This is a genomic window from Ciceribacter lividus (assembly GCF_003337715.1).
Classification (GTDB): Bacteria; Pseudomonadota; Alphaproteobacteria; order Rhizobiales; family Rhizobiaceae; genus Allorhizobium; species Allorhizobium lividum.
Genome location: NZ_QPIX01000006.1, coordinates 56112 through 81558, shown reverse-complemented (window position 1 = coordinate 81558; position 25447 = coordinate 56112). Strand labels below are relative to the sequence as shown.

Annotated in this window: 23 protein-coding genes; 11 read left to right on the top strand and 12 right to left on the bottom strand. The window is 63.5% G+C overall.

Translation table 11 applies throughout. The features are described from left to right. The first annotated feature begins 150 nt into the window (after positions 1–150). From DFR48_RS11900 to DFR48_RS11865, 8 genes are all read left to right on the top strand, one after another. The gene (locus tag DFR48_RS11900; protein WP_114363371.1) at positions 151–1116 is read left to right on the top strand and encodes an ABC transporter substrate-binding protein; all 966 of its coding nucleotides are present in this window, start codon (positions 151–153) and stop codon (positions 1114–1116) included. Between the two features lie 107 nt (positions 1117–1223). After that, the gene (locus DFR48_RS11895) at positions 1224–2240 is read left to right on the top strand and encodes a quaternary amine ABC transporter ATP-binding protein (RefSeq protein ID WP_114363560.1); all 1017 of its coding nucleotides are present in this window, start codon (positions 1224–1226) and stop codon (positions 2238–2240) included. Positions 2241–2244: 4 nt separating this feature from the next. Next, positions 2245–4272, top strand: coding sequence for an ABC transporter permease (locus DFR48_RS11890; protein WP_210205986.1), 2028 nt, complete (start codon positions 2245–2247; stop codon positions 4270–4272). After that, the gene (locus DFR48_RS11885; RefSeq protein WP_114363370.1) at positions 4269–5177 is read left to right on the top strand and encodes a phosphotransferase family protein; all 909 of its coding nucleotides are present in this window, start codon (positions 4269–4271) and stop codon (positions 5175–5177) included. The genes DFR48_RS11890 and DFR48_RS11885 overlap by 4 nt, the downstream gene beginning before the upstream one ends. After that, a complete protein-coding gene (locus DFR48_RS11880; protein ID WP_114363369.1) occupies positions 5174–7615 on the top strand; it encodes a GcvT family protein in 2442 nt (813 codons plus the stop codon). The genes DFR48_RS11885 and DFR48_RS11880 overlap by 4 nt, the downstream gene beginning before the upstream one ends. A gap of 10 nt (positions 7616–7625) precedes the next feature. Then, entirely contained in the window at positions 7626–10043 is a 2418-nt protein-coding gene (locus DFR48_RS11875) for a GcvT family protein (protein WP_114363368.1), read from the top strand. After that, the gene (locus DFR48_RS11870; RefSeq protein WP_114363367.1) at positions 10040–10954 is read left to right on the top strand and encodes a choline kinase family protein; all 915 of its coding nucleotides are present in this window, start codon (positions 10040–10042) and stop codon (positions 10952–10954) included. The genes DFR48_RS11875 and DFR48_RS11870 overlap by 4 nt, the downstream gene beginning before the upstream one ends. A 130-nt stretch (positions 10955–11084) precedes the next feature. Then, positions 11085–12149 carry a YeeE/YedE family protein gene (locus DFR48_RS11865; protein ID WP_114363366.1) on the top strand — a complete coding sequence of 355 codons (1065 nt, stop codon included), beginning with the start codon at positions 11085–11087 and terminating at the stop codon, positions 12147–12149. A gap of 11 nt (positions 12150–12160) precedes the next feature. Here the strand turns inward: DFR48_RS11865 and DFR48_RS11860 are convergent, their stop codons facing one another. From DFR48_RS11860 to DFR48_RS11810, 11 genes are all read right to left on the bottom strand, one after another. Beyond that, complete coding sequence (locus DFR48_RS11860) at positions 12161–13075, bottom strand: MBL fold metallo-hydrolase (RefSeq protein WP_114363365.1); 915 nt, start codon at positions 13073–13075, stop codon at positions 12161–12163. A 29-nt stretch (positions 13076–13104) separates the two neighbouring features. Further along, positions 13105–14367 (bottom strand): NAD(P)/FAD-dependent oxidoreductase, encoded by a 1263-nt coding sequence (locus tag DFR48_RS11855; RefSeq protein WP_114363364.1) that lies wholly within the window; start codon positions 14365–14367, stop codon positions 13105–13107. A 96-nt stretch (positions 14368–14463) separates the two neighbouring features. Next, positions 14464–15594 (bottom strand): c-type cytochrome, encoded by a 1131-nt coding sequence (locus DFR48_RS11850; RefSeq protein WP_114363363.1) that lies wholly within the window; start codon positions 15592–15594, stop codon positions 14464–14466. Beyond that, entirely contained in the window at positions 15578–16849 is a 1272-nt protein-coding gene (gene soxC / locus DFR48_RS11845) for a sulfite dehydrogenase (protein ID WP_114363362.1), read from the bottom strand. Before soxC ends, DFR48_RS11850 begins: the two co-directional genes overlap by 17 nt. Positions 16850–16869: 20 nt before the next feature. Next, positions 16870–18561, bottom strand: a complete 1692-nt coding sequence (gene soxB, locus DFR48_RS11840; protein ID WP_114363361.1) for a thiosulfohydrolase SoxB — start codon at positions 18559–18561, stop codon at positions 16870–16872. A 120-nt stretch (positions 18562–18681) separates the two neighbouring features. Beyond that, complete coding sequence (gene soxA / locus DFR48_RS11835) at positions 18682–19545, bottom strand: sulfur oxidation c-type cytochrome SoxA (RefSeq protein ID WP_114363360.1); 864 nt, start codon at positions 19543–19545, stop codon at positions 18682–18684. Between the two features lie 30 nt (positions 19546–19575). Then, a complete protein-coding gene (gene soxZ / locus DFR48_RS11830; RefSeq protein ID WP_114363359.1) occupies positions 19576–19905 on the bottom strand; it encodes a thiosulfate oxidation carrier complex protein SoxZ in 330 nt (109 codons plus the stop codon). 22 nt (positions 19906–19927) lie between these two features. Beyond that, complete coding sequence (gene soxY, locus DFR48_RS11825; protein ID WP_114363358.1) at positions 19928–20347, bottom strand: thiosulfate oxidation carrier protein SoxY; 420 nt, start codon at positions 20345–20347, stop codon at positions 19928–19930. A gap of 29 nt (positions 20348–20376) precedes the next feature. Beyond that, the gene (gene soxX / locus DFR48_RS11820) at positions 20377–20850 is read right to left on the bottom strand and encodes a sulfur oxidation c-type cytochrome SoxX (protein ID WP_114363357.1); all 474 of its coding nucleotides are present in this window, start codon (positions 20848–20850) and stop codon (positions 20377–20379) included. Positions 20851–20971: 121 nt separating this feature from the next. Beyond that, entirely contained in the window at positions 20972–21541 is a 570-nt protein-coding gene (locus tag DFR48_RS11815) for a thioredoxin family protein (protein WP_114363356.1), read from the bottom strand. 18 nt (positions 21542–21559) lie between these two features. After that, the gene (locus tag DFR48_RS11810) at positions 21560–22297 is read right to left on the bottom strand and encodes a cytochrome c biogenesis CcdA family protein (protein WP_114363355.1); all 738 of its coding nucleotides are present in this window, start codon (positions 22295–22297) and stop codon (positions 21560–21562) included. A gap of 109 nt (positions 22298–22406) precedes the next feature. Here DFR48_RS11810 and DFR48_RS11805 point away from each other — a divergent pair, with 109 nt between their 5' ends. The 3 genes from DFR48_RS11805 (at position 22407) to DFR48_RS11795 (ending at position 24370) form a co-directional block, all read left to right on the top strand. Next, complete coding sequence (locus DFR48_RS11805) at positions 22407–22775, top strand: thioredoxin domain-containing protein (protein ID WP_114363354.1); 369 nt, start codon at positions 22407–22409, stop codon at positions 22773–22775. A 227-nt stretch (positions 22776–23002) separates the two neighbouring features. Beyond that, positions 23003–23302 (top strand): ArsR/SmtB family transcription factor, encoded by a 300-nt coding sequence (locus DFR48_RS11800; protein ID WP_245415596.1) that lies wholly within the window; start codon positions 23003–23005, stop codon positions 23300–23302. Positions 23303–23323: 21 nt separating this feature from the next. Next, positions 23324–24370 carry a YeeE/YedE family protein gene (locus tag DFR48_RS11795; RefSeq protein WP_114363353.1) on the top strand — a complete coding sequence of 349 codons (1047 nt, stop codon included), beginning with the start codon at positions 23324–23326 and terminating at the stop codon, positions 24368–24370. 37 nt (positions 24371–24407) lie between these two features. Here the strand turns inward: DFR48_RS11795 and DFR48_RS11790 are convergent, their stop codons facing one another. Continuing rightward, positions 24408–25391 (bottom strand): ROK family protein, encoded by a 984-nt coding sequence (locus tag DFR48_RS11790; RefSeq protein ID WP_114363352.1) that lies wholly within the window; start codon positions 25389–25391, stop codon positions 24408–24410. Positions 25392–25447 lie beyond the last annotated feature (56 nt).

The following is a 25447-nucleotide window of genomic DNA, read 5'->3' as shown; positions in this document are numbered from 1 at the left end:
AAGCCACAAATTGGCGTTGACAAGCGCTCTTGTCTGACATGAGATTGCTGCCACGCACTCCCGTCTCAAGATACGAAAAGTACGGGGAACGACGGTCGGGTGCCTTGCCAGTTCATCACTCTTTCAACGGGCTCTACTGGGAGAACTCGAATGCTTGATCTTGCGCGCCTGCCGCGGTTGTCCGCGGCCGTTCTTCTCTTGTCGGGCGTGGTCTTGGCCACGCCATCGATGGCACAGGAATCCACAGATCCGATCAAGCTGACCCTGCACGACTGGACCGGTCAGCTGATCACCACCAACATCATGGGCGAAGTGCTGAAGAAGGCCGGATATTCCGTGGAATATGTCCAGGCCGACTATCTCGCGCAGTTCGCCGGGCTGGAGACGGGAGACCTTCACGTCGCCATGGAAATCTGGGCGACCACCGGACAGGAGGCGCTCGATAACGCCGTTGCGACCGGCAAGGTCGAAAATCTCGGTGAGACCGGGATGCAGGCGAAGGAGGAGTGGTGGTTTCCGGAATACATGAAGGAAAAATGCCCCGGTCTGCCCAATTGGGAAGCTCTGAAGGAACCGGCCTGCGCGGAAGCCTTTTCCACGGCTGAGACTGCGCCGAAGGGCCGCTATCTCGGCGGCCCTGTTACCTGGGGTGGCTTCGACGACGAACGCGTCGAGGCTCTCGACCTGCCCTTCGAAGTCGTCCATGCCGGCACGGACGCCGCCCTCTTCGCGGAGCTCGAGAGCGCCTATCAGCGCCAGGCGCCGATCATGCTGTGGATCTACGCGCCGCATTGGGCGCCTGCCAAGTACAAGGGCGAGTGGGTCGAGTTCCCGGCCTACACGCCCGAATGTTACAACGACGCGAGCTGGGGCTCCAATCCCGACATGGCCTATGATTGCGGCAAGCCTTTCGGTCCGATCTGGAAGGCCGGCTGGGTCGGCGTGAAGGACAAGTGGCCGGGCGCGTACAAGGCGATCAAGGCCTTCAACGTCAACAACGACGAAATGGGTGCGATGATCACCGACGTCGATGTCAACGGCAAGAAGCTCGAAGACGTTGTGGCGGCCTGGATGGCCGCCAACGAGGCGCGCTGGTCCGAGTGGGTCAAGAAATAGGTCTCTCCGTTTCCGGCCACCCATGACCACCTTTGAACCTGGGTGGCCGGATCTTCGTCGCGACCGTCGAACGGCGCCAGTCGTCCATGCGAGCCAGCGGAACCCTCATGTCCCCTGAAGCCAAACTCGTCTGCCGCAATGTCTGGAAGATCTTCGGTGCAGGTGCGCGGGATGCCCTGCGCGCCGCTGGCGGAAAGCCGAGCATCGAAGACCTTGCAGAAGCAGGACTTGTCGGAGCCGTCCGCGACGTCAATCTCGAGGTGAAGAGCGGCGAGATTTTCGTCATCATGGGGCTCTCCGGCTCGGGAAAATCGACGCTTGTGCGGTGTCTGTCGCGGCTGATCGAGCCGACCTCCGGCGAAATCCTGTTCAACGGCGAAAACCTGCTTGCGGCGAGCGATGCCCGCATGATCGAGATCCGACGCCACCAGATGGGCATGGTCTTTCAGCACTTCGCGCTGCTGCCACACCTGAGCGTTCTCGCCAATGTAGCCTTTCCTCTCGAAGTCCAGGGCGTCGAACGGTCGAAGCGCGAGGAGCGTGCCCGCAGGATGATCGAGCTTGTCGGGCTCGCCGGCAAGGAAAACGTCTTCCCCCGCCAGCTCTCCGGTGGCCAACAACAGCGGGTGGGAATTGCCCGTTCGCTCGCCGTCGAGCCGGAGCTCTGGTTCCTCGACGAGCCGTTTTCCGCGCTCGATCCGCTCATCCGCCGCGAGATGCAGGACGAGTTCATGCGCCTGCAGTCGGTCCTGAAGAAGACGATTGTCTTCATCACACATGATTTCGACGAGGCGATCAGGCTCGCCGACCGCATCGCCATCATGAAAGACGGCGAAGTGGTGCAATCCGGCACGCCGGAGGAACTGGTGCTCAATCCGGCGACCCCATACGTGGCCGAGTTCACCCGCAATGTCGCGCGCGCCAAGGTCGTCAAGGTTGGTTCGGTCATGCGACCCGAGTCAGATGCATCCGCTGCGGCAACCGTCGACGCACGCACGACCATTGCCGAGGTGGCGCCCATGTTTGCCGGTGCCGGCAATTCGATCAGCGTCATCGGCTTGGACGGTGGGGCGATTGGCACCATCCACCGCGCCGACGTCGTCGATATAATGATGCAGGGTTGACCCGATGTCCGCGCCGCTCGCATCGACAGAACCCCTGGCGCCCGGCCACGACCGGACGGGCCGCCGCGGAGGCCGCCTTTCCGATCTGCTGCTGGCGCTTGTGGCGATCTCCTCTTTGATTGCCTGGTGGCTTGGGCCGGCGGTCGCCAAGTGGGCGTTCGACTATCCGCGCGCATGGCAAATTCCCGCGGCACGTCATATCGGGCGATGGACCAAGTGGCTGGTGGACGAGGCGAGCTTCGGGCTTTTTTCATTTACCGATCTCACCCGTTTCGTCGCGACCGTCATCGACATTCCCTACACGCTGGCGCTCAGCCTGCTGTCGACCGGATTTCTGTCCGGCCGGGGGTCGGCCGCCGTTCAGCTCGTGCCGCCGGTTTCCTTTCTCGGGGTCATCGTGCTCGTCGGCCTGATGGGCTATTACGCCGGTGGCCGAAAGCTCGCTGCGCTGGTCGTCTTCTGTTTCGCGTTTCTTGCCGTCTTCGGGCAGTGGAGCAGCGCCATGGTGACGCTTGCCTCGATCGTCGTGGCGGTGCCGATCGGCGTCGTGCTCGGCCTGCTGCTCGGCCTTGCCGGCTATCGCTGGCCACTGTTCGAGCGGGCTCTGACCCCGCTGCTCGACCTGATGCAGACGATCCCGATTTTCGCCTATCTCGTGCCGATCCTCTATTTCTTCGGTTTCGGCCCGACGGCGGCGATCGTCGGCACCCTGATCTATGCGATGCCGCCAATGGTGCGGATCACCATTCACGGGCTGAGGGCCGTACCGTCGGAAATTCGCGATCTCGGGCATATGGTCGGCTGCTCCCGGCGACAGATGACATGGAAGGTCATGGTGCCTTCCGCCTCCGACACGCTCATGGTCGGCGTCAACCAGGTCATCATGCTCTCGCTCAATATGGTGATCATTGCCTCGATGATCGGCGCCGGCGGTCTCGGCTTCGACGTCCTTGCGGCACTCCGCCGGCTCGACATCGGCGCGGGTCTGGAGGCGGGCTTTGCCATTGTCGCACTTGCTGTCGCGCTCGACCGGTTGAGCCAGGCCTATGCGAGAAAGGCAGGGGCGCCGTCGCCGGCCGTCACGGGCGGAAATGTCGTCGAGCGTCATCCTTATATGGCGGCTGCGGTCGGCATTCTCGCGACAAGCCTCGTCGCCAGCGTCGTGGCGCCGGCTCTCGAGGCCTATCCCGAAGGTCTGGTTCTTTCGACCGGCGGCTTCTGGAACGATGTCGTGAAATGGATCAACCTCAACTTCTTCGATGCACTGGAGGCTCTCCGCACGACGTTGCTCCTCGGCCTTCTCGTTCCGGTGAAGCGCTTCCTCGGTGAATTGCCCTGGGTCGGCGTCGTGGCCCTGCTTGCGCTTGTCGGTTACCGACTGGGCGGCCTTCGCCTGGCGCTGACGGCCGGCGTGCTCTCTTTCCTGATTGCCGCCACCGGCCAGTGGGAGAAGGCGATGGTCACCGTCTATCTCTGCGGTATCTCGGTCGTCATCGCGAGCCTGATCGGCATTCCCGTCGGCATTCTTGCGGCCGAGCGCGACCGGCTCTGGCGCTGGTTGCAGGTGGTGATCGACACGCTGCAGACGCTGCCCTCCTTCGTCTACCTGATGCCGGCCGTCATGCTGTTCCGGGTCGGTGACTTCACGGCGCTGATCGCCATCGTCGCCTATGCCGTCGCGCCGGCGATCCGCTACACGGTCCTCGGCCTCCAGCGCGTCGATCCGCGAGTGATCGAGGCGGGCAGGGCGATGGGCTGCACCCCCTCGCAGATCCTCGCCAAGATCAAGCTGAAGCTCGCGCTCCCCGAAATCATGCTCGGCCTCAACCAGACGATCATGTTTGCCCTCTCGATGCTCGTCATCACGGCGCTCGTGGGCACCCGTGATCTCGGTCAGGAGGTCTATATCGCCCTCACCAAGGCGGATACGGGGCGCGGCCTCGTCGCGGGGCTTGCGGTCGCCTTCATCGCCATCATCGCCGATCGCCTGATTTCGGCCGGCGCGGCACGGGTGAGGGAGCGGATCGCATGAGTGTATCGACGATGCCGCGTATGTCTGAGGACCGGATTGCCGATCTGCCGTGCTGGAAAGGGGCGATCGAGATCGAGCCGCTGAAGGGTGGCCTGAGCAATGAGAGCTTCGTGGTGAAGGACGCCTCGGGCAGCCATGTCGTCCGCTTCGGCACCGACTATCCCTTCCACCATGTCTATCGTGACCGGGAACTGATGACGGCGAGAGCGGCCCATGCGGCAGGGTTCGCGCCGCAGATTGAATATGCCGAGCCCGGTGTCACGGTGTCAGCGTTCCTCGACGCGAAGACCTTCTCCGCCGCTGATGTCGCCGCCGAACGGGAGCGCGTCGCGCGGCTGCTGCGCCGGTTCCACGAGGAGATGCCGCGCCACGTGTCGGGCGCCGGCTTCATGTTCTGGCCCTTTCACGTCATCCGCGATTATGCCCGCACGCTCGAGGCGGGCGGCAGCCGGATGATCCCGGAACTGGCGCACTATCTCGTGCTCGCCGGGGAGCTGGAGGCCGTGCAGGCGCCACTGCCGATCGTCTTCGGCCACAACGACCTCCTGCCGTCGAACATCCTCGACGACGGCGAAAAGCTGTGGCTGATCGACTACGAATATGCCGGCTTCTCGACTGCCATGTTCGATCTCGCCGGCGCGACCTCGAACGCCGGGCTGACGGTGGAACAGTCGGACGAGTTCCTCCGGGCCTATTTCGGTGGCGAGCCTTCGCCGGACATCCGCCGTTCGCTCGCGGCCATGCAATGCGCCTCGCTGCTGCGCGAAGCGATGTGGAGCATGGTTTCCGAACTCTACCTCGATGCGCCGGGCGCCGACTATGTCGGCTACACGGCCGACAACCTCATGCGCCTTCAAGAAGCGCTCGATCATTATCAATCAGTCTACGGGAAACACTCGTCATGACCCTGCCATCCCATGCACAGATCGTCGTCATCGGCGGCGGCATCATCGGCTGCTCGACCGCCTACCACCTGGCCAAGGACCACAAGGCCGACGTGCTGTTGCTGGAACAAGGGACGCTCACCTCCGGTTCCACGTGGCATGCGGCTGGGCTCGTCGGGCAGCTTCGATCCTCGGCCTCGATCACACGCGTGTTGAAATACTCGGTGGAGCTCTACAAGGGGCTGGAAGCGGAAACCGGACTTGCGACCGGCTGGAAGATGACGGGCTGCCTGAGGCTTGCCACCAACCAGGACCGCTGGACGGAGTTCAAGCGCCTCGCCACCACCGCCGGCAGCTTCGGTATGGACATGCATCTCATCTCACCGGAAGAGGTGAAGCGGATGTGGCCGCTGATGAATGTCGACGATCTCGTCGGCGCAAGCTGGCTGCCGACGGACGGGCAGGCGAGCCCCTCCGACATCACGCAGTCGCTTGCCAAGGGTGCGCGCATGCACGGCGCGAAGATCGTCGAGAACGTGCGTGTGACTGGCTTCGAGATGAAGGATGGCCGCATCGTCGGGGTGAAGACGACCGAGGGAGACGTCGCCTGCGAGAAAGTCGTCAACTGCGCCGGCCAGTGGGCGCGGCAGGTGGGCGACATGGCCGGCATCAACGTGCCTCTGCAGGCGGTGAAGCACCAGTATATCATCACCGAGAAGATCGAAGGCCTGTCGACCGACGCTCCGACCATCCGTGATCCCGATCGGCGGACCTATTTCAAGGAGGAAGTCGGCGGCCTCGTCATGGGCGGATATGAGCCCAATCCCCAGCCGTGGCTCACCGGCGACCTGCCGAACGACTGGGCCTTCCGTCTGTTCGACGACGACTTCGACCATTTCGAGCAGCACATGATGCAGGCCATGGAACGCGTTCCGGCGCTGGAGAATGTCGGCGTCAAGCAGATGATCAACGGTCCGGAGAGCTTTACCCCCGACGGCAACTTCATCCTCGGCGTCGCACCCGAATGCAAGAACATGTTCGTCGGTGCGGGCTTCAACGCCTTCGGCATCGCGTCGGGCGGCGGCGCGGGCTGGGTTCTGGCGCAATGGGTGATCGACGGCGAGGCGCCGCTCGATCTCTGGGTGGTCGACATCCGCCGCTTCGCCGGCATGCACCGGGATCGCCAATGGGTCTGCGACCGCACGCTTGAAGCCTATGGCAAGCACTACACCATCGCCTTCCCGCATGAGGAGTATGAAAGCGGCCGCCCGCGCCTCGTCTCTCCCCTCTATGAGCGCCTCAAGGCCTCCGGTGCCGTGTTCGGCTCCAAGCTCGGCTGGGAGCGTCCCAACTGGTTCGCCCCGGCCGGCACGGAGCCGAAGGACGTCTATTCGATGGGCCGCCAGAACTGGTTCGAGCCGGTCGGCGACGAACACCGGCATGTGCGCGAGGCGGTCGGTGTGTTCGACCAGTCCTCCTTCTCGAAATACGAGCTTTCTGGTCCCGACGCCCTCAAGGCGCTCGACTGGATCTGCGCCAACGATGTCGCAAAGCCGGTCGGCCGCCTGACCTATACCCAGCTTCTCAACACCCGCGGCGGCATCGAGGCGGACCTGACCGTTGCCCGCATTGCCGACGAGAAATTCTACATCGTCACCGGCACCGGCTTCCGCACCCATGACTTCGGCTGGATTGCGGACCATATCCCGGCCGGCCTCGACTGCACGCTCGCCGATATCACCGAGGAATGGGGCACGCTCTCGCTGATGGGGCCGAAGGCGCGCGGCGTGCTCGCCGCCGTCACGTCTGCCGATGTCTCGAACGCGGCCTTCCCCTTCGGCCATGTCCGCGAGATTCCGATCGCCGGCGCGACCGTTCGGGCGCTGCGCGTCACCTATGTCGGCGAACTGGGGTGGGAGCTGCACATCCCGATCAGTGCGCTCGGCGAGGTCTACGACGCTCTGATGGCGGCAGGCAGCGACCACGGAATCCGTCCGATCGGCTACCGCGCGCTGGAATCGCTGCGGCTCGAAAAGGGTTACCGCGCATGGAGCTCCGACATCACGCCGAACGACACGCCCTTCGAGGCCGGCCTCGGCTGGGCGGTCAAGCTCCGCAAGAACACCGATTTCCTCGGCCGACGCGCGCTCGAAGGTCCCGCCGGAAAACCGCCGAAGAAGCGGCTGATGGGTTTTACCGTCGATGATCCGAGCGTCGTTCTGGCCGGTCGCGAGACGATCTTGAGAAACGGCGAACCGGTCGGTTACCTCACCAGCGGCGGTTACGGCTACACGATCGGAAAGAACATCGGCTACGGCTATGTCCGCAACGCGGACGGCGTCAGCGACGAGTACCTCAAGAGCGGCACTTACGAGCTCGTCGTCGCGGCGGAGAAGACGCCGGCGACCCTTCACTTCGGGCCGCTTTACGACCCGTCCATGGACAAGATCAAGGCTTGAGGTTTCCGAAATGTCATTCCGTGCGGATCGTCACGTCCACATTCTCATCATCGGCGGGGGTGCGATCGGTACCTCCGTCGCCTACCACCTTGCTCGCGATGGGGCGAAGGACGTCCTGCTGGTCGAGAAGGCGATGCTCACCCATGGCTGCACCTGGCATGCCGCCGGGTTGGTCGGCCAGCTGCGGGGAAAACGCAACCTCACGCGGCTGATGCAGAATTCGGTCGCGGTCTTCGACCGTCTCGAAGAGGAGACCGGTCAGCACATCGCCTGGAAAAAGGTCGGCTCATTGCGGCTCGCAGGCAGTCCGGAGCGCTGGAGCGAGATCCGTCGTTCGATGACCCAGGCCAAGAGCTTCGGCGTCGAATGCTACTCCCTCTCCGCCGACGAAGCGGCAGGCCGCTTCCCCTACATCGTCAAGGACGGCATCGAGGGCGCGGCCTTCATTCCGGGCGACGGTTACATAGACCCGTATTCATTGACCATGGCCTATGCCAGGGGCGCGCGCATGAACGGGGCGAAGATCGAGGAAGGCGTCACCGTCGAGGAGATCGTCATCGAGAACCGCCGTGCGGTCGGCGTCGTCACCAATGGCGGGACGATTTCCTGCGATATCCTCGTCAACTGCGCCGGTCTCTGGGCCAAGCGCGTCGGCGAGATGGCCGGCGTGCCGCTGGCGGCCGGCGTGGTCGAGCACCAGTATTTTCTCACCGAGAAGAAGTTGACGCTGCCGCCCGACCTGACGACGCTGCGGGACCCCGACAACAACTTCTACCTGAAGCCGGACACGGGTTCCTTCGCCATCGGAGGCTGGGAAGATGGCACCAAGGGCTGCTGGCGCGGCAAACCGCCCATTGATTTCGGCCGCGAACTCTTCGAGCCCAACTGGGAGCGGCTGGAACTCTTCGCTCTTCCGACTGCAACCCGCATTCCAGCCTTGAACGAGATCGGCATCCAGACGGTTATCAACGGGCCGATTCCGGTTTCTTTCGACGGCGAGCCGATCATGGGCCTCGCCCCTGAACTCGACAATTTCTATGTCGCCTGCGGTTTCACCGCCGGGATCGCGGCTTCGGGCGGCGCCGGCTTGGCGCTCTCGAACCTCATTCTCCATGGCGATGCCGGCATGGACCTCTGGCCCTTCGACGTGCGCCGCTTCGGCGCCGTCCACGCCCAGGGGCGCTATCTCGAAGAGCGGGCCATCGAGGCCTACGGCGCCTATTACAAGGTTCACTGGCCCGGCGAAGAAGCCCAGGCGGTCCGCGGGCTGCGGCGCTCGCCGCTGCACGAAACGCTTGCGAAGAACGGTGCCGTCTTCGGTTCCAAGTTCGGCTGGGAGCGTCCCAACTGGTTCGCACCGAGAGGTTCGGAGGGCAAGGATATACCCTCCTTCGAAGGAAAGCCGAACTGGTTCGATGCAGTCGGTGAGGAGGTGAAGGCGATCCGCGAGCGGGCCGCGCTGATCGACCAGTCCTCCTTCTCCAAGTTCGAAATCAGTGGTGTCGGCGCATGGGAGGCCATGCAGAGGATCGCCGCCAATGATCTTTCCGGCACGTCGGGAAAGGCCGTCTACACCCAGCTCTGCAACGAGCGGGGCGGGATCGAGGCGGACGTCACCATCGTTCATGTCTCCGACGACCTGCTCTATCTGATCACCGGCTCCGGCTTCGGCGTGCGCGACGGCAACTGGGTCTCGCGACATCTGCCCGACGGTGTGACCCTGCGGGATGTCACCAATCGCTTCGCCACCCTCAACATCTGCGGCCCCCATGCCCGCGATATCCTGCAAAGCGTATCGGACGACGACCTCTCAAACGCGGCCTTCCCCTTCCTCTCGGCGAAACGGATCGAGGTGGGTGCCGCCACCGCACTTGCTGTGCGCATCGGCTATGTCGGCGAACTCGGCTACGAACTCTACATCGACCAGGAATACGCCGCCCATGTCTACGATACGCTGAAGACGGCCGGCGAGCCGTTCGGCATCGCCGATGCCGGTTACCGCGCGATCGACGCGGCCCGGATGGAGAAGGGCTATCTCTACTGGTCGGGCGACATCACGCCCGATTACAACCCTTATGAGGCGGGGCTTGGGTTCTGCGTAGCCCTGAACAAGGGTGATTTCATCGGTCGCGATGCCCTGGCAGCGATCAAGGCGGAAGGGGTGAAGCGCAAGCTCGTCTCCTACACCGTCGAAGGCTTCGCGCCCTTCCACGGCGGCGAGGCGGTCCTGCTCGACGGCAAGGTCGTCGGCTCCACCGCCAGCACCGGCTACGGTTACACGCTCGGCAAGACCATCGCCTTCGGTTACCTGCCGGCGGAGATCGCCACAAAGGAAGACTTCGAGATCGAGGCTTTCGGCAAGACCTATCAGGCGCGCCGGGGCGCTCGGACCCTCTACGATCCCAAGATGGAGAGGCTGAAGGCATGAGCGAAGACGCCGACATCGCGCTTGCCCGCGAGACGCTGAAGACGATCCCGATCCTCAAGGCCTATGAAGGCCCGATCGAGCGGTTGGGCGGGCTCACCAATCTCGTCTTTCGGATCGGTGACTATTGCCTGCGCATTCCCGGCAGGGGTACCGAAGAATACATCGACCGCGTAAACGAGATGATGGCGACCGAAGCGGTCGCCCGCGCCGGCGTCAGCCCGGAAATCCTGTTCGCCGACGCGTCGAGCGGGGTCTTCGTTTCCCGCTTCGTCGGAGGCGCGGTTACCATGACACCCGAAGGGTTTCGCTCCATACCGGGCGCGCCCGCCCGCGCTGGAAGGGCCTTCCGCAAGCTGCATGACAGCGGCGCAGTCTTTCCGGCCCGTTTCGAACTGTTTTCGATGATCGACAGCTACCTCGGCGTGCTGTCGACCAAAGACGTCGCGTTGCCGGAAGGTTACCACGACGTGCTGGCGGAAGCAGAAAGCGTTCGTGCCGCCCTTTCCGCTCATCCGCTCCCCTCCGTCGCCTGCCATTGCGATCCCCTCTGCGAGAACTTCCTCGATACCGGCGAGCGCATGTGGATCGTCGATTGGGAATATTCGGGCATGAACGATCCAATGTGGGATCTCGGCGATCTCTGTATCGAGGGCGGGTTTGGACCCGAGCAGGAAGAGGAGATGATCCGCGCCTATTTCGGCGGTGAACCCACGCCCGCCGAGCGCGGTCGCATCGTCATCTACAAGGCGATGTGCGACCTCCTCTGGACGCTCTGGGGATTGATCCAGCTCGCCAACGGCAATCCTGCGGACGACTTCCGCGCCTATGCGGACGGTCGTTTCGCCCGATGTCGCGCACTGATGCAGACGGACGCATTCGCAGACGCCGTTTCAGCCGTCGCAAAGGGGTGATGACACGCAGTCGCTGTCACTGTCTGCGTCTCACCGCCGCAGATCGACGAGGCAGATGTGCCCGGAGAGATTTGAGGGTATGATCGCACGCAGTTCGTAAGCAGCGGCAGGGATACTCGAGGGGCGCTGAATGGATCTGACATCGCTGCTCGACCAGTTCGACGAGTCGCAGCTGGCTGCCCTTTTCGGCCTCGTCACAGGCGGCATTTTCGGCTTTTCGGCGCAGAAATCCGCCTTCTGTCTCAGGGCCGCAACGGTCGAATTCTCGCGCGGTCACCTCGGCCGCAGACTTGCCGTCTGGCTGCTCACCTTCTCCACTGCATTGATCTGGGTCTGGCTGGCCGAGCAATCCGGCCTGTTTCGCCCGGCCGATGCACGGGTGATGGCGATTACCGGCTCCTGGTCGGGCGCCGTCATCGGTGGTCTGATGTTCGGGGCAGGCATGGTGATGGCGCGGGGCTGTTCCGGGCGCCTCCTGGTGCTCGCAGCGACCGGGAACCTGCGCTCGGTCGTCGCCGGGCTCGTCTTCGCTGTCAGTGCGCAGATGTCGCTTCGCGGCTGGCTGGCTCCACTTCGACAATGGCTGGCGGGGCTCTGGACGACACCGGCAGGCCAGAACGTCAATCTGCTTGCGCTTCTTCATCTGCCGGCCTGGTTCGGTCCCCTGTTGGGATTCGCGACCGCGGTGCTGGCGCTTTATCTTTCGATCAGGGAGAAGATCGGCTGGAAGATCCTTTTCTTCGCCTCCGGCGTGGGATTTTCGGTCGCCGTCGGCTGGGTGCTGACCTGGTCCTTGTCGACTGCGGCCTTCGATCCAGTCAGTGTGAGTTCCATTACGTTCTCCGGTCCCTCAGCCTCGACCCTGATGTTCTTCCTGACGAGCGATCCGGTGCTCGATTTCGACATCGGTCTGGTTCCGGGTGCGTTCGGGGGCGCCTTCCTCGCCGCGGCGATTTCGCGCGAGTTGAAGTTCCAGGGCTTCGATGGGGAGAGCCAGATGCGTCGTTCGCTGAGCGGTGCGATGCTGATGGGCTTCGGCGCGATGCTCGCCGGCGGTTGCGCGATCGGCGCCGGTGTCACCGGCACATCGATCTTCGCCGCGACCGCCTGGCTTGCCCTGTTTTCCATGTGGGTCGGTGCCGTCGCGACCGACTGGCTGGTCGACCGGCCGCGTCCGGCGGTCTCGCCGACCTGAGATCGCGTGCATTACATCGACACGAAGCGGTAGGCGTTGCCTTTCCGCTCGACATGACCGATCCCGCTGCCGGGCAGGTGGTAGCCGATCAGGGGAATGGCGGAAGAGGCAATCTCGTCCATCAGTCTGGTGCGGGTACGCGCGGCGAGTTCCGGGTCCTGATCGGAACCCGTGGCCCAATCCGGCTTCTCGAACGCCACATGATGGTTGCCGATCGCGTCGCCGACCACCAGGACGCTTGTCGAGCCGGAGCGGATTTCGAAGGAAAGGTGTCCCGGCGTATGGCCGGGAGTGAGCCGTGCGGCAACGCCTGGGAGAACCTCTTCGCCGTCGTTTACGCGCCGCACCGTCTCGGCGATGACGCCGAGCCGACGGGCGGCGCCGGCCGCGAAGGTCTTGCGTGCATCGCCGATCGTGTCGACGGTGCCCGGATCCATCCAGTAGTCGAACTCGGCCGCACCGATCATGTGCTCGGCGTTGGCGAAGACCGGCTCGTCGAATTCGTCGAGCAGCCCCCAGAGATGGTCGGGATGACCATGGGTGAAGACCACATGTGTCACGTCGTCGGGACTCACGCCGAGCGCTTCCATGGCCGCGGACAGCTTGCCTGCCGTCGGCTGGAAGTCGGGACCGGCGCCGAGATCGAAAAGGACGGTGTTGGTGCCGTCGCGCAGAAGCGTGACGTTGCAGGGCGGCGTCATCTGATTGCCCGTGACGCCGTAGGACGCGAGAATCGCGTTCGTCTCGGGCTGGGGCATGCCGGCGGTGATGAAATCGGCGGGCAGCACGAGATTTCCGTCGGACAGCGTGTCGATCTGGAGGTCGCCGAGCGTCAACGTCGTGGCGGCGAAGAGCGGTCGCGGAAAGAACATGGTGCTCGCGGCCAGAGCGGCGGTCGAGGCAATGAAACGGCGGCGGGTTTGCATGTTGAAGGTCCTTCCCCGATTGGCTCGGATCAGCCGAAGATCTGAGCCGTGATGGTGTGATACCAGTCCAGGCTTTCCTGGTAGGTTGCCGCGCGCGTGGCCGCGTCCTCGTCGGCCTGCGAGACGTATTTCTCGATGCTGGCGATCTTTCCGTCGGCAGGCTTGTAGGTGCCGCCGTCCTTCACCGAATCCCCCGGCGCAAGCGCCGACCAGCAGGCGTTGGAATAGACCGGTTCCGGTATTTCCCAGCCGGTCAGGTCGCCGATAACCGTTGCTGCGGCGACCTCGGCCTGTGAGCGGGCGGAGGTTGCCGATTTCGGCATGTCACCCTGCTGCGCGCTGTCTCCGAGGACGAAGATGCGGTCGTCGAGGCGCGAGCGCATCGAGAACGGGTCGACGGGAGCCCAGCCGCTCTGGTTCGTCAGATGCGCGAGGTCGGCGATCTTGCCGGCCCTCTGCGCCGGGATGACATTGCAGCAATCGACCTTCATCACCTCCCCATCGACGGAAATCTCCATCGCGTCGGGCGAAACTGAAAGGTTGCGACTGCCGAAGTCAGGCCCGATCCATTCGATCATGCCGTCGTAGTATTTGAGCCACGCGTCCTCGAAGAGCTTCTGCAGCGTGAACTCTTCCTTCGGATCGATGATGATGATCTTGGCGGTGGGGTTCTTCCCCTTCAGGTAATGGGCAATCATGCTGACCCGCTCATAGGGGCCGGGAGGACAGCGGTAGGGCTCGGGCGGCGCGACCATGGCGAACACGCCTCCCTGCGGCAAAGACTCGATCATCTTTGCCAAGAGAAGCGTCTGCGGCCCGGCCTTGTAGGCGTGCGGCGTGCGATCGGCCGCCTCCAGACTCCAGCCCGGGACGGAGCCGTCGACGAAATCGATGCCCGGCGCCACCACCAGGCGATCATAGGGGAGGTGTCCGCCGCCCGCGAGCACGACACGACGCTGCTCCCGGTCGATGGCGGCGGCGAAATCCGGGACCACGTCGACGCCGGCACGCGTCAGTCCGTCATAGCCATGCTGGAGGCTCTCGAAACTGCGCAAGCCGCCGAGATAGAGGTTCGAGAAGTAGCAGGTCGTGTGTCGCGCGTTCGGTTCGACGAGCGTGACGTCGATCTGACCGGCAGCGTCGATCGCGATCTTGCGAGCGACGCTGGCACCGCCGGCGCCGCCACCGACAACGACGACCTTTGCCCGCGCCCGGCCGTGAACAGCCGGTGCCGCAAGCGCAGCGCCTGCGCAGGCGACGGAAATCATGAAGTGGCGGCGGGCAAGTCCCATGGCTCTTCCGAATTCAGATCGTCATCGATCATCGCCGCCGCGTTGCCACGCGGCGGCGGTGCGAAGCTCCGGGAGGGACGGCGCTTCGCGGGCCGGTCATTTGCCGGCGCTCTTCAGATAGGCGATCAATGCCGACCGTTCGTCTTCCTTCTTGAGCCCGGCAAAGGTCATTTTCGTCCCGGCGGCGAAGGTCTTCGGATTTTCCAGGAAAGCGGCGAGGCGCGCGTCATCCCAGACCTCGCCCGTGGCCTGCATCTTGGAAAACGCCTTGGAGTACTTGTAGCCATCGACGGTGCCGGGCACGCGTCCGACAACTCCGTTGAGATGCGGCCCGGTGGCATTCTTGGCGCCGTCGCCGATCTTGTGGCAGGCTTGGCATTTCTTGAAGACGGTCTTCCCCTCCTCGACGAGTTCGTGATCCATGCCCTCGGCGGATGCGGTCTCGACCGGTGCCGTGGCTTCGGACGGAACCTCGGCAGGCGTTTTGGCGGATGCCGTGTCGGTCTCTGCCGCCGGTTCGGCAGCTTCGGATTTCTGCTGCACCGGCGCCTGACCCGTGATGTCTGGCAAGGTACCGGCCGGCTTCCCGTCAGGATCTGTCGGCGTCACCTTCAGTTCCACGGCTCGCTTGGTGACCGTGACCGGTCCCCGGCAGTCCTTCATGCAGGGTTCCTTGCTGAACAACGGGTATTCCGCCTCCGAGCGGTCATCCGCGTAGAAGCCCTGGTTGTTCGGTAGCTGAACCTCGCCGAAATTGTCCTGCGAGAGCACGAAATCCTCCTCCACAAGCCCGTTCGAATAGAGGAGGAAGGCGGTGATCGCGTAGGTCTCGTCGACCGAGACCGTCTGTGCGCTCCCGAAGGGCATTGAGCGGTGCACATAGTCCCAGACGGTCGACAGATGCGGCCAGTAGCTGCCGATCGTCTTGACCGGGCGTCGGTCCTTCAATGAACCCTGTCCGCCGGCCAGAACCGGCCAGGCGTCCAGTCCCTCGGCGAACTCGCCGTGGCAGGCCGCGCATTTCTCTCCGAAGACGGCTTCGCCCGTGGTGACATCGCCGGATCCGGGACGAAGTCCCTTGCCGTCCGGAAGCACCGTGACGTCCCAGGCGTCGACTTCTTCCGGCAGCGCGGGGCGACCGAGGCCGAGTTTCTCCGCGAGAACCGGAGTTGCGCCAACCGAGAGCAGAAGCAGCGCGGAAAGTAGATACTTACGCGATTTCGACATTCTCGACCTCTCCGTTTGCTCTCAGCCACCAGGTCTGGATGGAATTGTTGTGATAGACGTTGTTGAGCCCGCGGATCGCGCGCAGCTCGTCCTTCGTCGGCTGGACATAGCCGGTCTCATCGGTTGCGCGGGACTGCAGGAACATCTCCGAGCCGTCCCAGTCGATGTCCAGATGGAAGCGGGTGAGCGCCTTCGACCTGACATCGCCGGTGAGTCGCGCCTCCCGCCAGTTGCGGCCGCCGTCGAGCGAGACGTCGACGCGGGTGACCTTGCCATTGCCGGACCAGGCGAGCCCCGTAATGACGAGCGGTCCCTTGCCGTGCCGGACGGGGGCCTGGGGCGATGGCGAGGTGATGACCGATTTCGCGTCCATGACCCAGGTCCATTTGCGGGCCCGCCCGTCGGGCATCAGGTCGGTGTATTTCGAAGTTTCCTCACGGCTCTCGACGGCCTGATCGTAGACGCCGACGCGCCGGAGCCACTTGATCCACATATTGCCTTCCCAGCCGGGAACGACGAGACGGACGGGATAGCCGTGTTCCTTGCGCAGCGCCTCGCCGTTCGCGATGAAGGCGACCAGCACGTCGTCCATGGCCTTGTCGAGCGGCATCGAACGCCCGTTCGACGAGGCGTCATGGCCTTCCGCATAGATCCACTTGCCTTCGGGTTTCACACCCGCCTCTTCGAGAAGGAGCCGCAGCGGCACGCCGACATATTCCATGTTGTGGATCATGCCCTGGGTGAACTGGCAGCCTTCGAGCTGGGCGCCGCCCCACTCCATCCCACCGTTTGCGGCGCATTCCAGGAAGGCCGTTGCGGTTGCGCGTGGAAAACGGGTCAGGTCCTCGAAGGTGAAGACGAGGGGCGTGTCGACGAGGCCGTCGATCATCAGACGGTAATCAGTCTTCGACATTTCGATCGCCCCGGAATGGTGGCGTTCGAACGCGCAACCCTGCGGCGTGATCGTGCCCTCGAGAGCGTGGATCGGCGTGAAGTTGATCGAGGAGACGGGGCTTTCCGTCAGCCATGAGACGTTGCGGCGTACCACATGGCTCTCGAACTGGATCGGCATCCCGTACGGTGTCGCGTCCACCGGGTCGCCGAAGGCAGAGGCCCAGGGCTGGACCTCGGTGATCAACGGGTCCGGTTCGGCTGCGCGGGCGGTTCCCGCCCCTGTGACCAGCCCGGCGGCGGTCAGGGCGGTATTTCGCAGGAAGCCGCGTCGTGATGTACCGTTTGCGGGTTCGTCGGACATGGCAAACGCTCCTTATTCTCTTAGATTCCAGCAATTTTGACGGAGGAGTCGGATGTGACCTTCACGGTCCCGAGCTTTCGGACATGGCTCTCGATCACGTCCCAGATTTGCGGACCTTCGGTACCCTGGTTGACAGACGCCCAGCCGGCAACGGTGTAGCTCTTGCCTGCCTCGACGGCCTTTCCGCTGTCGGAGAGCACCATGTCGGAGATGCGGCTGCCGATCGGCTGGCCGATGTCGATGGTGAAGCCGATGCCGCCGACGCGGACCATGTCGCCGCCCTGCTGGTAATAGGGGTCGGTGTTGAACAGGTTGTCGGCGACGTCTTCCAGAATGGTCTTCAGCGTCTCTCCGGTCATTTCCGTCCGATAGCAGGCGCCGTAGGTCATCGAGGTGACGTTGTGGATGTCCTCACGGGTGATCGCGTCGCCCGGCATCAGGGTCGTTCCCCAGCGAACACCCGGGGACATCGCGATCTCCGCGTCCCGCTCGGACCGGATCGCATCGCAGATCAGATTGTCCCAGGTTCCGTTGAAATTGCCACGGCGGTAGAGCAGGCTCTCGGTTGTTCCGATCTTCTCCTCGAGCTTTTCCTTGTGTGGCGCGCGTTCGTTGTCGACCAGCGCCGCCATCTCCGGATCGGGCGCGATCACGTCGGAGAAGATCGGAATGAGCTTGTGGCGATAGCCCATCATGCGTCCGTCGCGCACGTCGAGATCGACGCGGCTGACGAACTTGCCGTTCGAGCCGGATGCGATGAGGATTGTCTCCCCGATGACCACCGGCTCGGGCACGGCGTCATGCGTGTGGCCCGTGAGGATCACGTCGATCCCCTTGACGCGGCTCGCCATCTTGCGGTCGACGTCGAAGCCGTTGTGCGAGAGGCAGACGACCAGATCGGCGCCCTTGGATTTGACCTCGTCCACCATTTCCTGCATCCGCTCTTCGCGGATGCCAAAGGAGTATTCCGGGAACATCCAGCCCGGATTTGCAATCGGCATGTAGGGGAACGCCTGGCCGATGACCGCGATCTTGGCGCCGCCGCGCTCGAAGAACGTGTAGGGTTCGAAGGCCGGCTCGTTCCACTCGGCGTCGTAGATATTGGCGCCGAGGAAAGGGAAAGGCAGGGCGTCGACAATCTCCTTCACCCGTTCGGTGCCATAGGTCCATTCCCAGTGGCTGGTCATGGCGTCGACCTTCAGGGCGTTCATGATGTTCACCATGTCCTGGCCCTTGGTCAGCAGCGAGGTCATCGAGCCGTGCCAGGTATCACCACCGTCGAGCAGGATGGCTTCCGGACGGGCGGCGCGGATCGCCTTGACGACCGTCGCCACCCGGTCCATGCCGCCCATCTTGCCGTAGGTCTTGCCGAGCGCCTCGAAATCCTCGCAGGTCAGCGCGTAGGCTTCCGCGGATGCCGGTTTGATCTTGAAGGTTTCCAGGAAATCCTTGCCGGTCAGGTGCGGCGGGCGGCCTTTCGCCTCGCCGACGCCGAGATTGATTTCAGGCTCGCGGAACCATATCGGCTTGGTCTGCGCATGAATGTCGGTGATATGGATCAGCGTGACGTTACCGAAATCCTCGAAGGCGAGCAGGTCGTCCTGGGTCATCACCTGCTGAGCTGCGAGCTTCGACCAGTTTCCGAAGCCTGAAAGGCCATATATGGCGGAGACCGCCACTGATGCCTGCAGAAATTCGCGCCGGTTGATCATGTCCGTTCCTTGAAAAATGCGCAGCAAAACCCGCCCGGAAACCAACGCACCGGAGCCTTGCCGTGTTGAATACGAATGTTTGTGCGCGACCGCCGCCCTCAGGCGCGGCGGTCCACGACGTCAGGGCCTGACGCCGACGCCTTCGATTGAGAGACCGTTGCCACGGGAGGCAACATAGAGTTCGAGCGCCTTGAACTCTTCGGAGCCCGCCTTGAAGGTTTCTGCTCGCGTGTCGCGGACGCAACCGACGAAACGTTGTTGCGCCGTAACGAGCCCGGCATCCTTCAGACGATAGACCGGAAAGCCGGAAATCTGCCCCTGGCTCAGATGGTCAGCCCGGATGAACTTTCCGTAATTGGCTTCGTGGCAACTCGCGCACGACATCTCGAGCTGACCATAGCGCGTGTAGTACATCTCCTTGCCCTTGTGCCAGTAAGAGGCAGCCGGACCGTCGATCGCCACATTCTGGATGATGCCGCGCGACTGCAACGAAATCAGTGCCAGCATGTCCTTCATCTTGCTCGACGTCGGTCCCCACTTCTCGAGGCCCATGCGTTCCGTGACGCACTGGTCGACGTAGTCTTCCATGATCATCAACTTGCCGGACTTTTCGTCGACGCGCGGAAGAACGGCGCGCAGGCCCTTCATGCTCTCCGGCCCGTTGTGACAGCTGGCGCAGGACTCACCTTTCGTCCCCATCGACTGGTTCCACAAGTCCCGTCCGCGGTCGACGAAGACCATGCCGGGGTTATCGAAGTCGTCCTTTTCCATCGCGCGGGTATCGTCCTCGCGGAAGTGCCAGCCCGACCAGATCGTATCGAAGGCGCCTTCGAGATGGGCGGGCGCCGGCGCGCTGGTCACCAGGGTGACCGGGCCGTCGTCCGTCTGGATCTCCAGCGTGTCTTCGACCGGGTCCGCACCGGCCGGGCCGGCAAGACAAAGACCGAGGACGGTGGCGAGTATCGCTTTGTTGAAACGTGGCATGTCTGTCTCCTCCCTAGATCAACATGCGGCTCAGGCAATCCCGATCGGCTTCTTGTCTTCGTAAACGGAACCGTCGTCGTCGTACCAGGTGAACTTGAATTCGCCTGCGGCATCGACCTTGGCGGCAAACTCGAAGTACGGGTTGGTCGAAACCGCGGGATCGATGGCGACGTCGACGACATTGTTGCCGTTGAAGTCGCAGGTGAAGCGATTGATGATCGAACGGGGAATGATCTTGCCGTCGGCGTCCTTGCGCTGACCGGATTCCATCTTGTGGCTGATCAGCGCCTTGACGGTCACGATTTCGCCAGCCTTGGCCGATTTCGGCACTTTCACACGCGGTTTTGCATCCGATGCCATGTTGTCTCTCCTCCTTTATCGATCAGCCGCCGCAGCCGCCGATGGTGACCTTCACGGTCGATTGCGCCTTCTTGATCGAGCCGTCCGCCATCTTGGCATAGGCAATGACGTTCTGCGTCTTGGCGAGGCGGATGCGGGTTGCGACCGACTGGCTGCCGGCCGCCGGGCCGAACTTGAACGTCGCAACGGCCGGCTCCGGGTTGCCTTCGGCGAGCAGCAGGATCGCCACCGCGCCGGGCGCGTCGACCGATACGGGTACGGTGTTCCCGTTTTCGGCGATCTCCGGAGCCGTCAGGGTGATGCCGTCGCTGCCGGCTGTGGCGCCGCCGGTGAACTCGTTCGTCAGTGCCTCGATGGCGGCCGCTGCGACCGGCAGTGGCAGGGCCAGTGCCGTAATCCCGCCGATCCCGGCCAAAAGAACGTTTCGTCTGGTAAAGTTCATGTCACACTCCTCTCGAACGTATCCCTGCATCACTCTTTGAGCGTGAGCAGGTACGCCACCACGTCTTCAATCTGTTGCGCATTCAGGATTGGCGGCAGGGGCCCATCGGGTGCCTTGCCCGTATAGCCGTTGCCGGGGCGGACATAGCCGTCGGCCTTGTAGAAGGCCGGCATGAAACTGCCCTGGAAGGTCATCTTCGCGTTGGCCACGATCCCTCGCAGCTGTGCTTCCGAGTAGCGGCCGGCGACCCCGTCGAGCGGCGGCGCTATGTTGCCCTGGAAGGACACCTCCGGAAGCTTGCTGATCTGATGGCAGGCCACGCAATTGCCGAGGGCATTGGTGGTCATCACCTTCACGCCGGCTGCCGGATCTCCCGGCTTTCCGGACAGCGACATCTCGATGGCACCTTCGTGAAAAACGGCCGCGGACGGCGCGGTCTCACTAAGCGCCGGCGTGGCAGCGGATACCAAAACCGCTGATGCCAGACAGAACTGCCATTTCATCCTCTCCTCCCTCTTTTCTCCTCGAACAGGTTAGCTTGACCGGAAATCCATAACAATAGCCCTATATATATATTTTTGAATAACCTTATAGCGCCTTGATATTCATCAGGTTTTTTTGACGTCACGGGTTTACTTGCCGGGCGAGAAATTTCTGAAAGTGCTCTCCGGAAGCGTAGCCGTGATCCCGGACCCAGGTGAGCAGGGCGCTTGTGGTTCCTTTTCCGAAGGCGCCCGGCATCATGGCGACAGAGGCCTCCGCCGCGGTCTGATTCGGCTTCACGTCTTCCGGCAGGAAGATGAGCGTGGGTGTGAACATGACACCCCAGCGCACGGCCATCTCCTTCTCCGGCAGGACCGTTCCGTCGAAGTCCGTCACCTCGACGTCGCCGAAGAGATTAAGCTGCACGACGAAGTAGCTGTCACGGATCAGCTGATCGATCTTCGGGTCCGGAAACACCTCCTCATGCATCCTGGTGCAGTAGATGCAGCCGCGCTGTTCGACGATGAGGAGGAGCCGCTTGCCCTCGCGGTTGGCCTCGGCGAGGTCTTCTCGCATGTCCTTGAAGGTTTCGCGCAACCACGTCGGCTTGTGCAGCCCGTCGTCCCCCAACTCCACGGCCGCGGTCGATGTGGAGAGCAGGCCGCCGATGGCCAGCAATGCCCAGGCGAAAAGCAGTCGTACCGGGTGCATGTGTGTATCTCCTCTCTGTTACTTCAGCGTCGTCGACCAGTCGAAGTTCCGGATCAGGGCGTCTGCAATCAGGTTGACGGAATTGGTCGCGATCAGAATGCCGAAGATGATCAGCATCAGGCCCATGAGCTTCTCGACATGTCCCATGAGCGCACGGTGGCGGCCGACGAAAGCCAGAAAAGGACGCGCAAACAGGGCGGCCACGACGAACGGCAATGTCATCCCGATGCCGTAGGTGAAGAGCAGCAGGCCACCGCGCCAAAGGTCTCCCATGCCGCTCGCAACCATCAGGATCGCCGCCAGCGCCGGACCGACGCAGGGCGTCCAGCCGAAGCCGAAAGCGAGCCCCATGAGATAGGCGCCGGCGAGCGTCGTCGGGTTGGCCGTCGATTGCACCCGTGCTTCGCGGTAGAGAAAACCGATGCGGAAGACGCCGAGGAAGTGCAGTCCGAAGACGATCAGTACGGCCGCGGCGACCCAGGAGAGTGTCTCCTTCCATTGCAGGAAGAGATGGCCGAGTGCCGTGACACCAAGCCCGAGCAGCACGAAGATCGTGGTGACGCCGAGCGCGAATGCGACGGCCTGAATGATAAGCCGGCGCTGCGCGCCGGCCGCAATCCGCTCCCCCTCCCGCAATTCCTGCATCGAGAGCCCCGCCATATAGGACAGGTAGAAGGGCACCATGGGCAGGATGCACGGCGACAGGAAGGACAAGAGCCCCGCCGCGACGGCTCCGCCGTAACTGATCTCCAGCATGGCTTCCTCCCAAGCGCCGCCCAGACCTATCGAGACTCCGCGATCGCAAGCTTGCTTTCGCATGAGTTTGAAATTAGAATATCTCTATATTTATATATGGTCTGTCAATATGCTCCAGCGGCGCCTCGCCTTCGTGATTGCTCTTTTCGTGCTGCCGGCTCTGCCGGCAGGTGCCGCGATGGAGTTGCTGATGTTCGAGCAGGCTGGCTGCATCTATTGCGCCCGCTGGAACGAGGAGGTGTCGCCGGAGTATGCGAAGACTTCCGAGGGGCGCCTCGCGCCGCTTCGCCGCCTCGATCTCCACGGCGAATTGCCGCCGGAACTGACGATCGCCAGATCTCCGGCCTTTACGCCGACCTTCGTTCTGGTCGTCGACGGTGTGGAGACGGGACGAATTGAAGGTTATCCCGGAGAGGATTTCTTCTGGGTCTTGCTGGACGACCTGATCGGCAAGGCCGGCGGAACGGTGGCAAAGTGAAAAATGCCCTGTCCGGATCGGGCGGGAGGCAGTATACGAGGCTGAGGCACAGTATCCACGCGCCCGAAGACAGCCCGTCGCGGCAATCTGATGCGTCCGTTCGGGCAACGCGGACGCGGGGAACGGCATTCGGGGCCTGGAGAACCGCATCGGCTCGATGCGCGTTCGCCCGAAGGGATGTGAAGGACGTGAACAAGGTGGCCATGCCAGCGCCAGGGGAGGGCGCCTTGGAGAAGCTGATCGATCGCGCCGAGAGGGTGTCGAAGTTCCTGAAGGCGCTGGGGCACGATGGTCGTCTGACCATCCTGTGCCACCTGGTCGACGGTCCAAAAAGCGTAACGGAACTCGAGAACCTGCTTTCCGCTCGTCAGGCGGTCGTCAGTCAACAGCTGGCGCGTCTCAGGCTGGAAGGGCTCGTCGCGGCCCGCCGCGACGGCAACGCGATCTTCTATTCGATCCGTGATGCCAAGGCCCGGGAAGCCATCATCTTCCTGGCGAATCTTTTCAGGGACGCGGCAGACATCTGAACTCTTCGGGGAGGAAGAGCAATGGAGACACTACCGGTCGGTTTTCTCGCGGCACTCGTCGGCCTCGGCGGCGGCCTCGTCCTGGGGCTGGGCTGGCGCCTTGGCGGTCTGTGCACGCTCGCGGCGCTGGAAACCGCCGTTTACGGCGGCGACCAGAAGCGTTTGCGCTTGTGGGGGATCGTCATCGGCGTCGCAATCCTCGGCACGCAGTTCGGGGCCTGGGCGGGGCTGATCAACCTCGAGGGAACGCTCTACCACGCCTTCGTATGGAATCCTTTTGCCTCGATCATCGGGGGGCTGCTCTTCGGCTACGGCATGGCTCTTGCGGGCAATTGCGGTTTCGGTGCACTGGCACGCTTCGGCGGCGGGGATGTGCGTTCGCTCGTTCTCGTCGTCGTGATGGGGATCGTCGGCTTCGTCGCCTTGTCGGGCCCGCTCGCGCCGCTGCGAACGCTGCTGTTTCCGCAGCCTGAGGCGACCGGTCCGCAGGGCATTGTCCACGATCTTCAGGCGCACCTCGGCATACCGGCGTTGGTGACCATCGTGGCAGCTGCGCTGGCGTGTCTGGTCTGGGCACTTTCCTACGATCGCCTCCGGAAGGACTGGCGCATGCTCGCCTGGGGCGTTGCGGCCGGGATTGCCGTGACCTGGTGCTTTGCGGGCACCTCTTATCTCGAAGAAATTAGCCTCGGGGCGATTGCGCCGGAAGGGCCGTCCTTCACGGCACCGATCGGCAGGACGCTCATCTACCTGATGACTTCGACCGCCGGCGGGATCACCTTCTCTGTCGGTTCCGTGGCCGGCGTCATTCTCGGCGCCTTCATCGGATCCAGCATCAAGGGCACCTTCGTCTGGGAGGCCTGCGAAGATCCGCGGGAACTGGGCCGTCAGGTCGGGGGTGCGGCACTCATGGGCGTCGGCGGCGTCATCGCCATGGGGTGCTCGATCGGTCAGGGCGTCTCGGGCGTGGCCGCGCTCGCGTGGTCGGGTCCAGTCACCCTTGCCTGCATCGTTCTCGGCGCCTTGTTCGGATTGCGCCAGTTGATCGGCGGGTTCCAGAGAATCTGACACCGGATCGTGGCGAGGTCTGGCACGTGCTTCCAGATCAGGGGGAGGCTGCGAGCTCGGCATGGCGTAGTGCCAGCATGACGGCGCCGACCATGCCCGCGCGAGGTCCGAAGCAGCTCGGCTCCAACGGGCAAGGGAAGGGAAGAAGCGGCTGGAGATGCCGCTTCAGGCTCTCGAAGAACAGCGGATGACTGCCGATGCCGCCACCGATCACGGCGACGGCCGGATCGAAGAGGCTGAAAACCGCGGCGACGCCGACCGAGGCGTCACGGGCGATCGTGTCGACGGCAGCGAGGGCTTCCCTTTCGCCGGACATCGCCTTCTCGAACAGTTCGGCGACGGTCGTCTCCTCGAGCTGGAAGCGCTTGCGGATGCCCGGTGTTCCCACCTCGTCCTCGAACAGCCCGTTTTCCACCGATCGCGCGCGTGCATGCACGTCGGCGCCGAAGGGCAGCAGGGCGATCTCGCCGGCGCGGCCATGTTCACCGCGGACAATCTCGCCGCCGACGACAAGTCCCATGCCGACACCGGTTCCGAAGGAAATGAAGGCGAGCGATCCTTTGTCCTTGCCTGCACCCCGGCTCGCCTCCGCGAATGCGGCGAGGTTGACGTCGTTCTCGACGGTCACCGGTAAAGGAAGGCTGGCGGAGATCAGCGACGCCGGCGGCTGGTCTTCCGGAAGCGCCAGATTCGGGGAAAGCGTGGCGAGGCCGGTCGTCGGCGAGACGGCGCTGGGCACGCCGACCTGGACATGGGCGATGCGGTCGAGCGGAATGCCGACGTCCACGGCGAGCCGGTGAACGATGTCGGCCAGCTGCGCCAGCACGGGCGCTCCGGGGCCGTGGCGGGTCGGCTCGTTAATGGCGGCGAGTATCGTTCCTTGATGATCGGCGATGCCGGCGAGAATTTTCGTCCCGCCGAGGTCTATGCCCACGACGTGGGTCGGCCGGTCTTCGCGTCCATGCAGCCTTCCGTCGAACCTTGCGGCTTCCCGCCCGGCGCTCGCCTGTTTCTTCACCATGCTCGGACCCTCAAGCCGTCGATCTGAGTATGCTCCTCCATCGCAGGCCAACAAAA

Excerpts from the sequence above, each read along its gene's own strand:
- DFR48_RS11900 (WP_114363371.1), top strand. The coding sequence starts at position 151 with ATGCTTGATCTTGCGCGCCTGCCGCGGTTGTCCGCGGCCGTTCTTCTC.
- DFR48_RS11895 (WP_114363560.1), top strand. The coding sequence starts at position 1,224 with ATGTCCCCTGAAGCCAAACTCGTCTGCCGCAATGTCTGGAAGATCTTC.
- DFR48_RS11890 (WP_210205986.1), top strand. The coding sequence starts at position 2,245 with ATGTCCGCGCCGCTCGCATCGACAGAACCCCTGGCGCCCGGCCACGAC.
- DFR48_RS11885 (WP_114363370.1), top strand. The coding sequence starts at position 4,269 with ATGAGTGTATCGACGATGCCGCGTATGTCTGAGGACCGGATTGCCGAT.
- DFR48_RS11880 (WP_114363369.1), top strand. The coding sequence starts at position 5,174 with ATGACCCTGCCATCCCATGCACAGATCGTCGTCATCGGCGGCGGCATC.
- DFR48_RS11875 (WP_114363368.1), top strand. The coding sequence starts at position 7,626 with ATGTCATTCCGTGCGGATCGTCACGTCCACATTCTCATCATCGGCGGG.
- DFR48_RS11870 (WP_114363367.1), top strand. The coding sequence starts at position 10,040 with ATGAGCGAAGACGCCGACATCGCGCTTGCCCGCGAGACGCTGAAGACG.
- DFR48_RS11865 (WP_114363366.1), top strand. The coding sequence starts at position 11,085 with ATGGATCTGACATCGCTGCTCGACCAGTTCGACGAGTCGCAGCTGGCT.
- DFR48_RS11860 (WP_114363365.1), bottom strand. The coding sequence starts at position 13,075 with ATGCAAACCCGCCGCCGTTTCATTGCCTCGACCGCCGCTCTGGCCGCG.
- DFR48_RS11855 (WP_114363364.1), bottom strand. The coding sequence starts at position 14,367 with ATGGGACTTGCCCGCCGCCACTTCATGATTTCCGTCGCCTGCGCAGGC.
- DFR48_RS11850 (WP_114363363.1), bottom strand. The coding sequence starts at position 15,594 with ATGTCGAAATCGCGTAAGTATCTACTTTCCGCGCTGCTTCTGCTCTCG.
- soxC (WP_114363362.1), bottom strand. The coding sequence starts at position 16,849 with ATGTCCGACGAACCCGCAAACGGTACATCACGACGCGGCTTCCTGCGA.
- soxB (WP_114363361.1), bottom strand. The coding sequence starts at position 18,561 with ATGATCAACCGGCGCGAATTTCTGCAGGCATCAGTGGCGGTCTCCGCC.
- soxA (WP_114363360.1), bottom strand. The coding sequence starts at position 19,545 with ATGCCACGTTTCAACAAAGCGATACTCGCCACCGTCCTCGGTCTTTGT.
- soxZ (WP_114363359.1), bottom strand. The coding sequence starts at position 19,905 with ATGGCATCGGATGCAAAACCGCGTGTGAAAGTGCCGAAATCGGCCAAG.
- soxY (WP_114363358.1), bottom strand. The coding sequence starts at position 20,347 with ATGAACTTTACCAGACGAAACGTTCTTTTGGCCGGGATCGGCGGGATT.
- soxX (WP_114363357.1), bottom strand. The coding sequence starts at position 20,850 with ATGAAATGGCAGTTCTGTCTGGCATCAGCGGTTTTGGTATCCGCTGCC.
- DFR48_RS11815 (WP_114363356.1), bottom strand. The coding sequence starts at position 21,541 with ATGCACCCGGTACGACTGCTTTTCGCCTGGGCATTGCTGGCCATCGGC.
- DFR48_RS11810 (WP_114363355.1), bottom strand. The coding sequence starts at position 22,297 with ATGCTGGAGATCAGTTACGGCGGAGCCGTCGCGGCGGGGCTCTTGTCC.
- DFR48_RS11805 (WP_114363354.1), top strand. The coding sequence starts at position 22,407 with ATGCTCCAGCGGCGCCTCGCCTTCGTGATTGCTCTTTTCGTGCTGCCG.
- DFR48_RS11795 (WP_114363353.1), top strand. The coding sequence starts at position 23,324 with ATGGAGACACTACCGGTCGGTTTTCTCGCGGCACTCGTCGGCCTCGGC.
- DFR48_RS11790 (WP_114363352.1), bottom strand. The coding sequence starts at position 25,391 with ATGGTGAAGAAACAGGCGAGCGCCGGGCGGGAAGCCGCAAGGTTCGAC.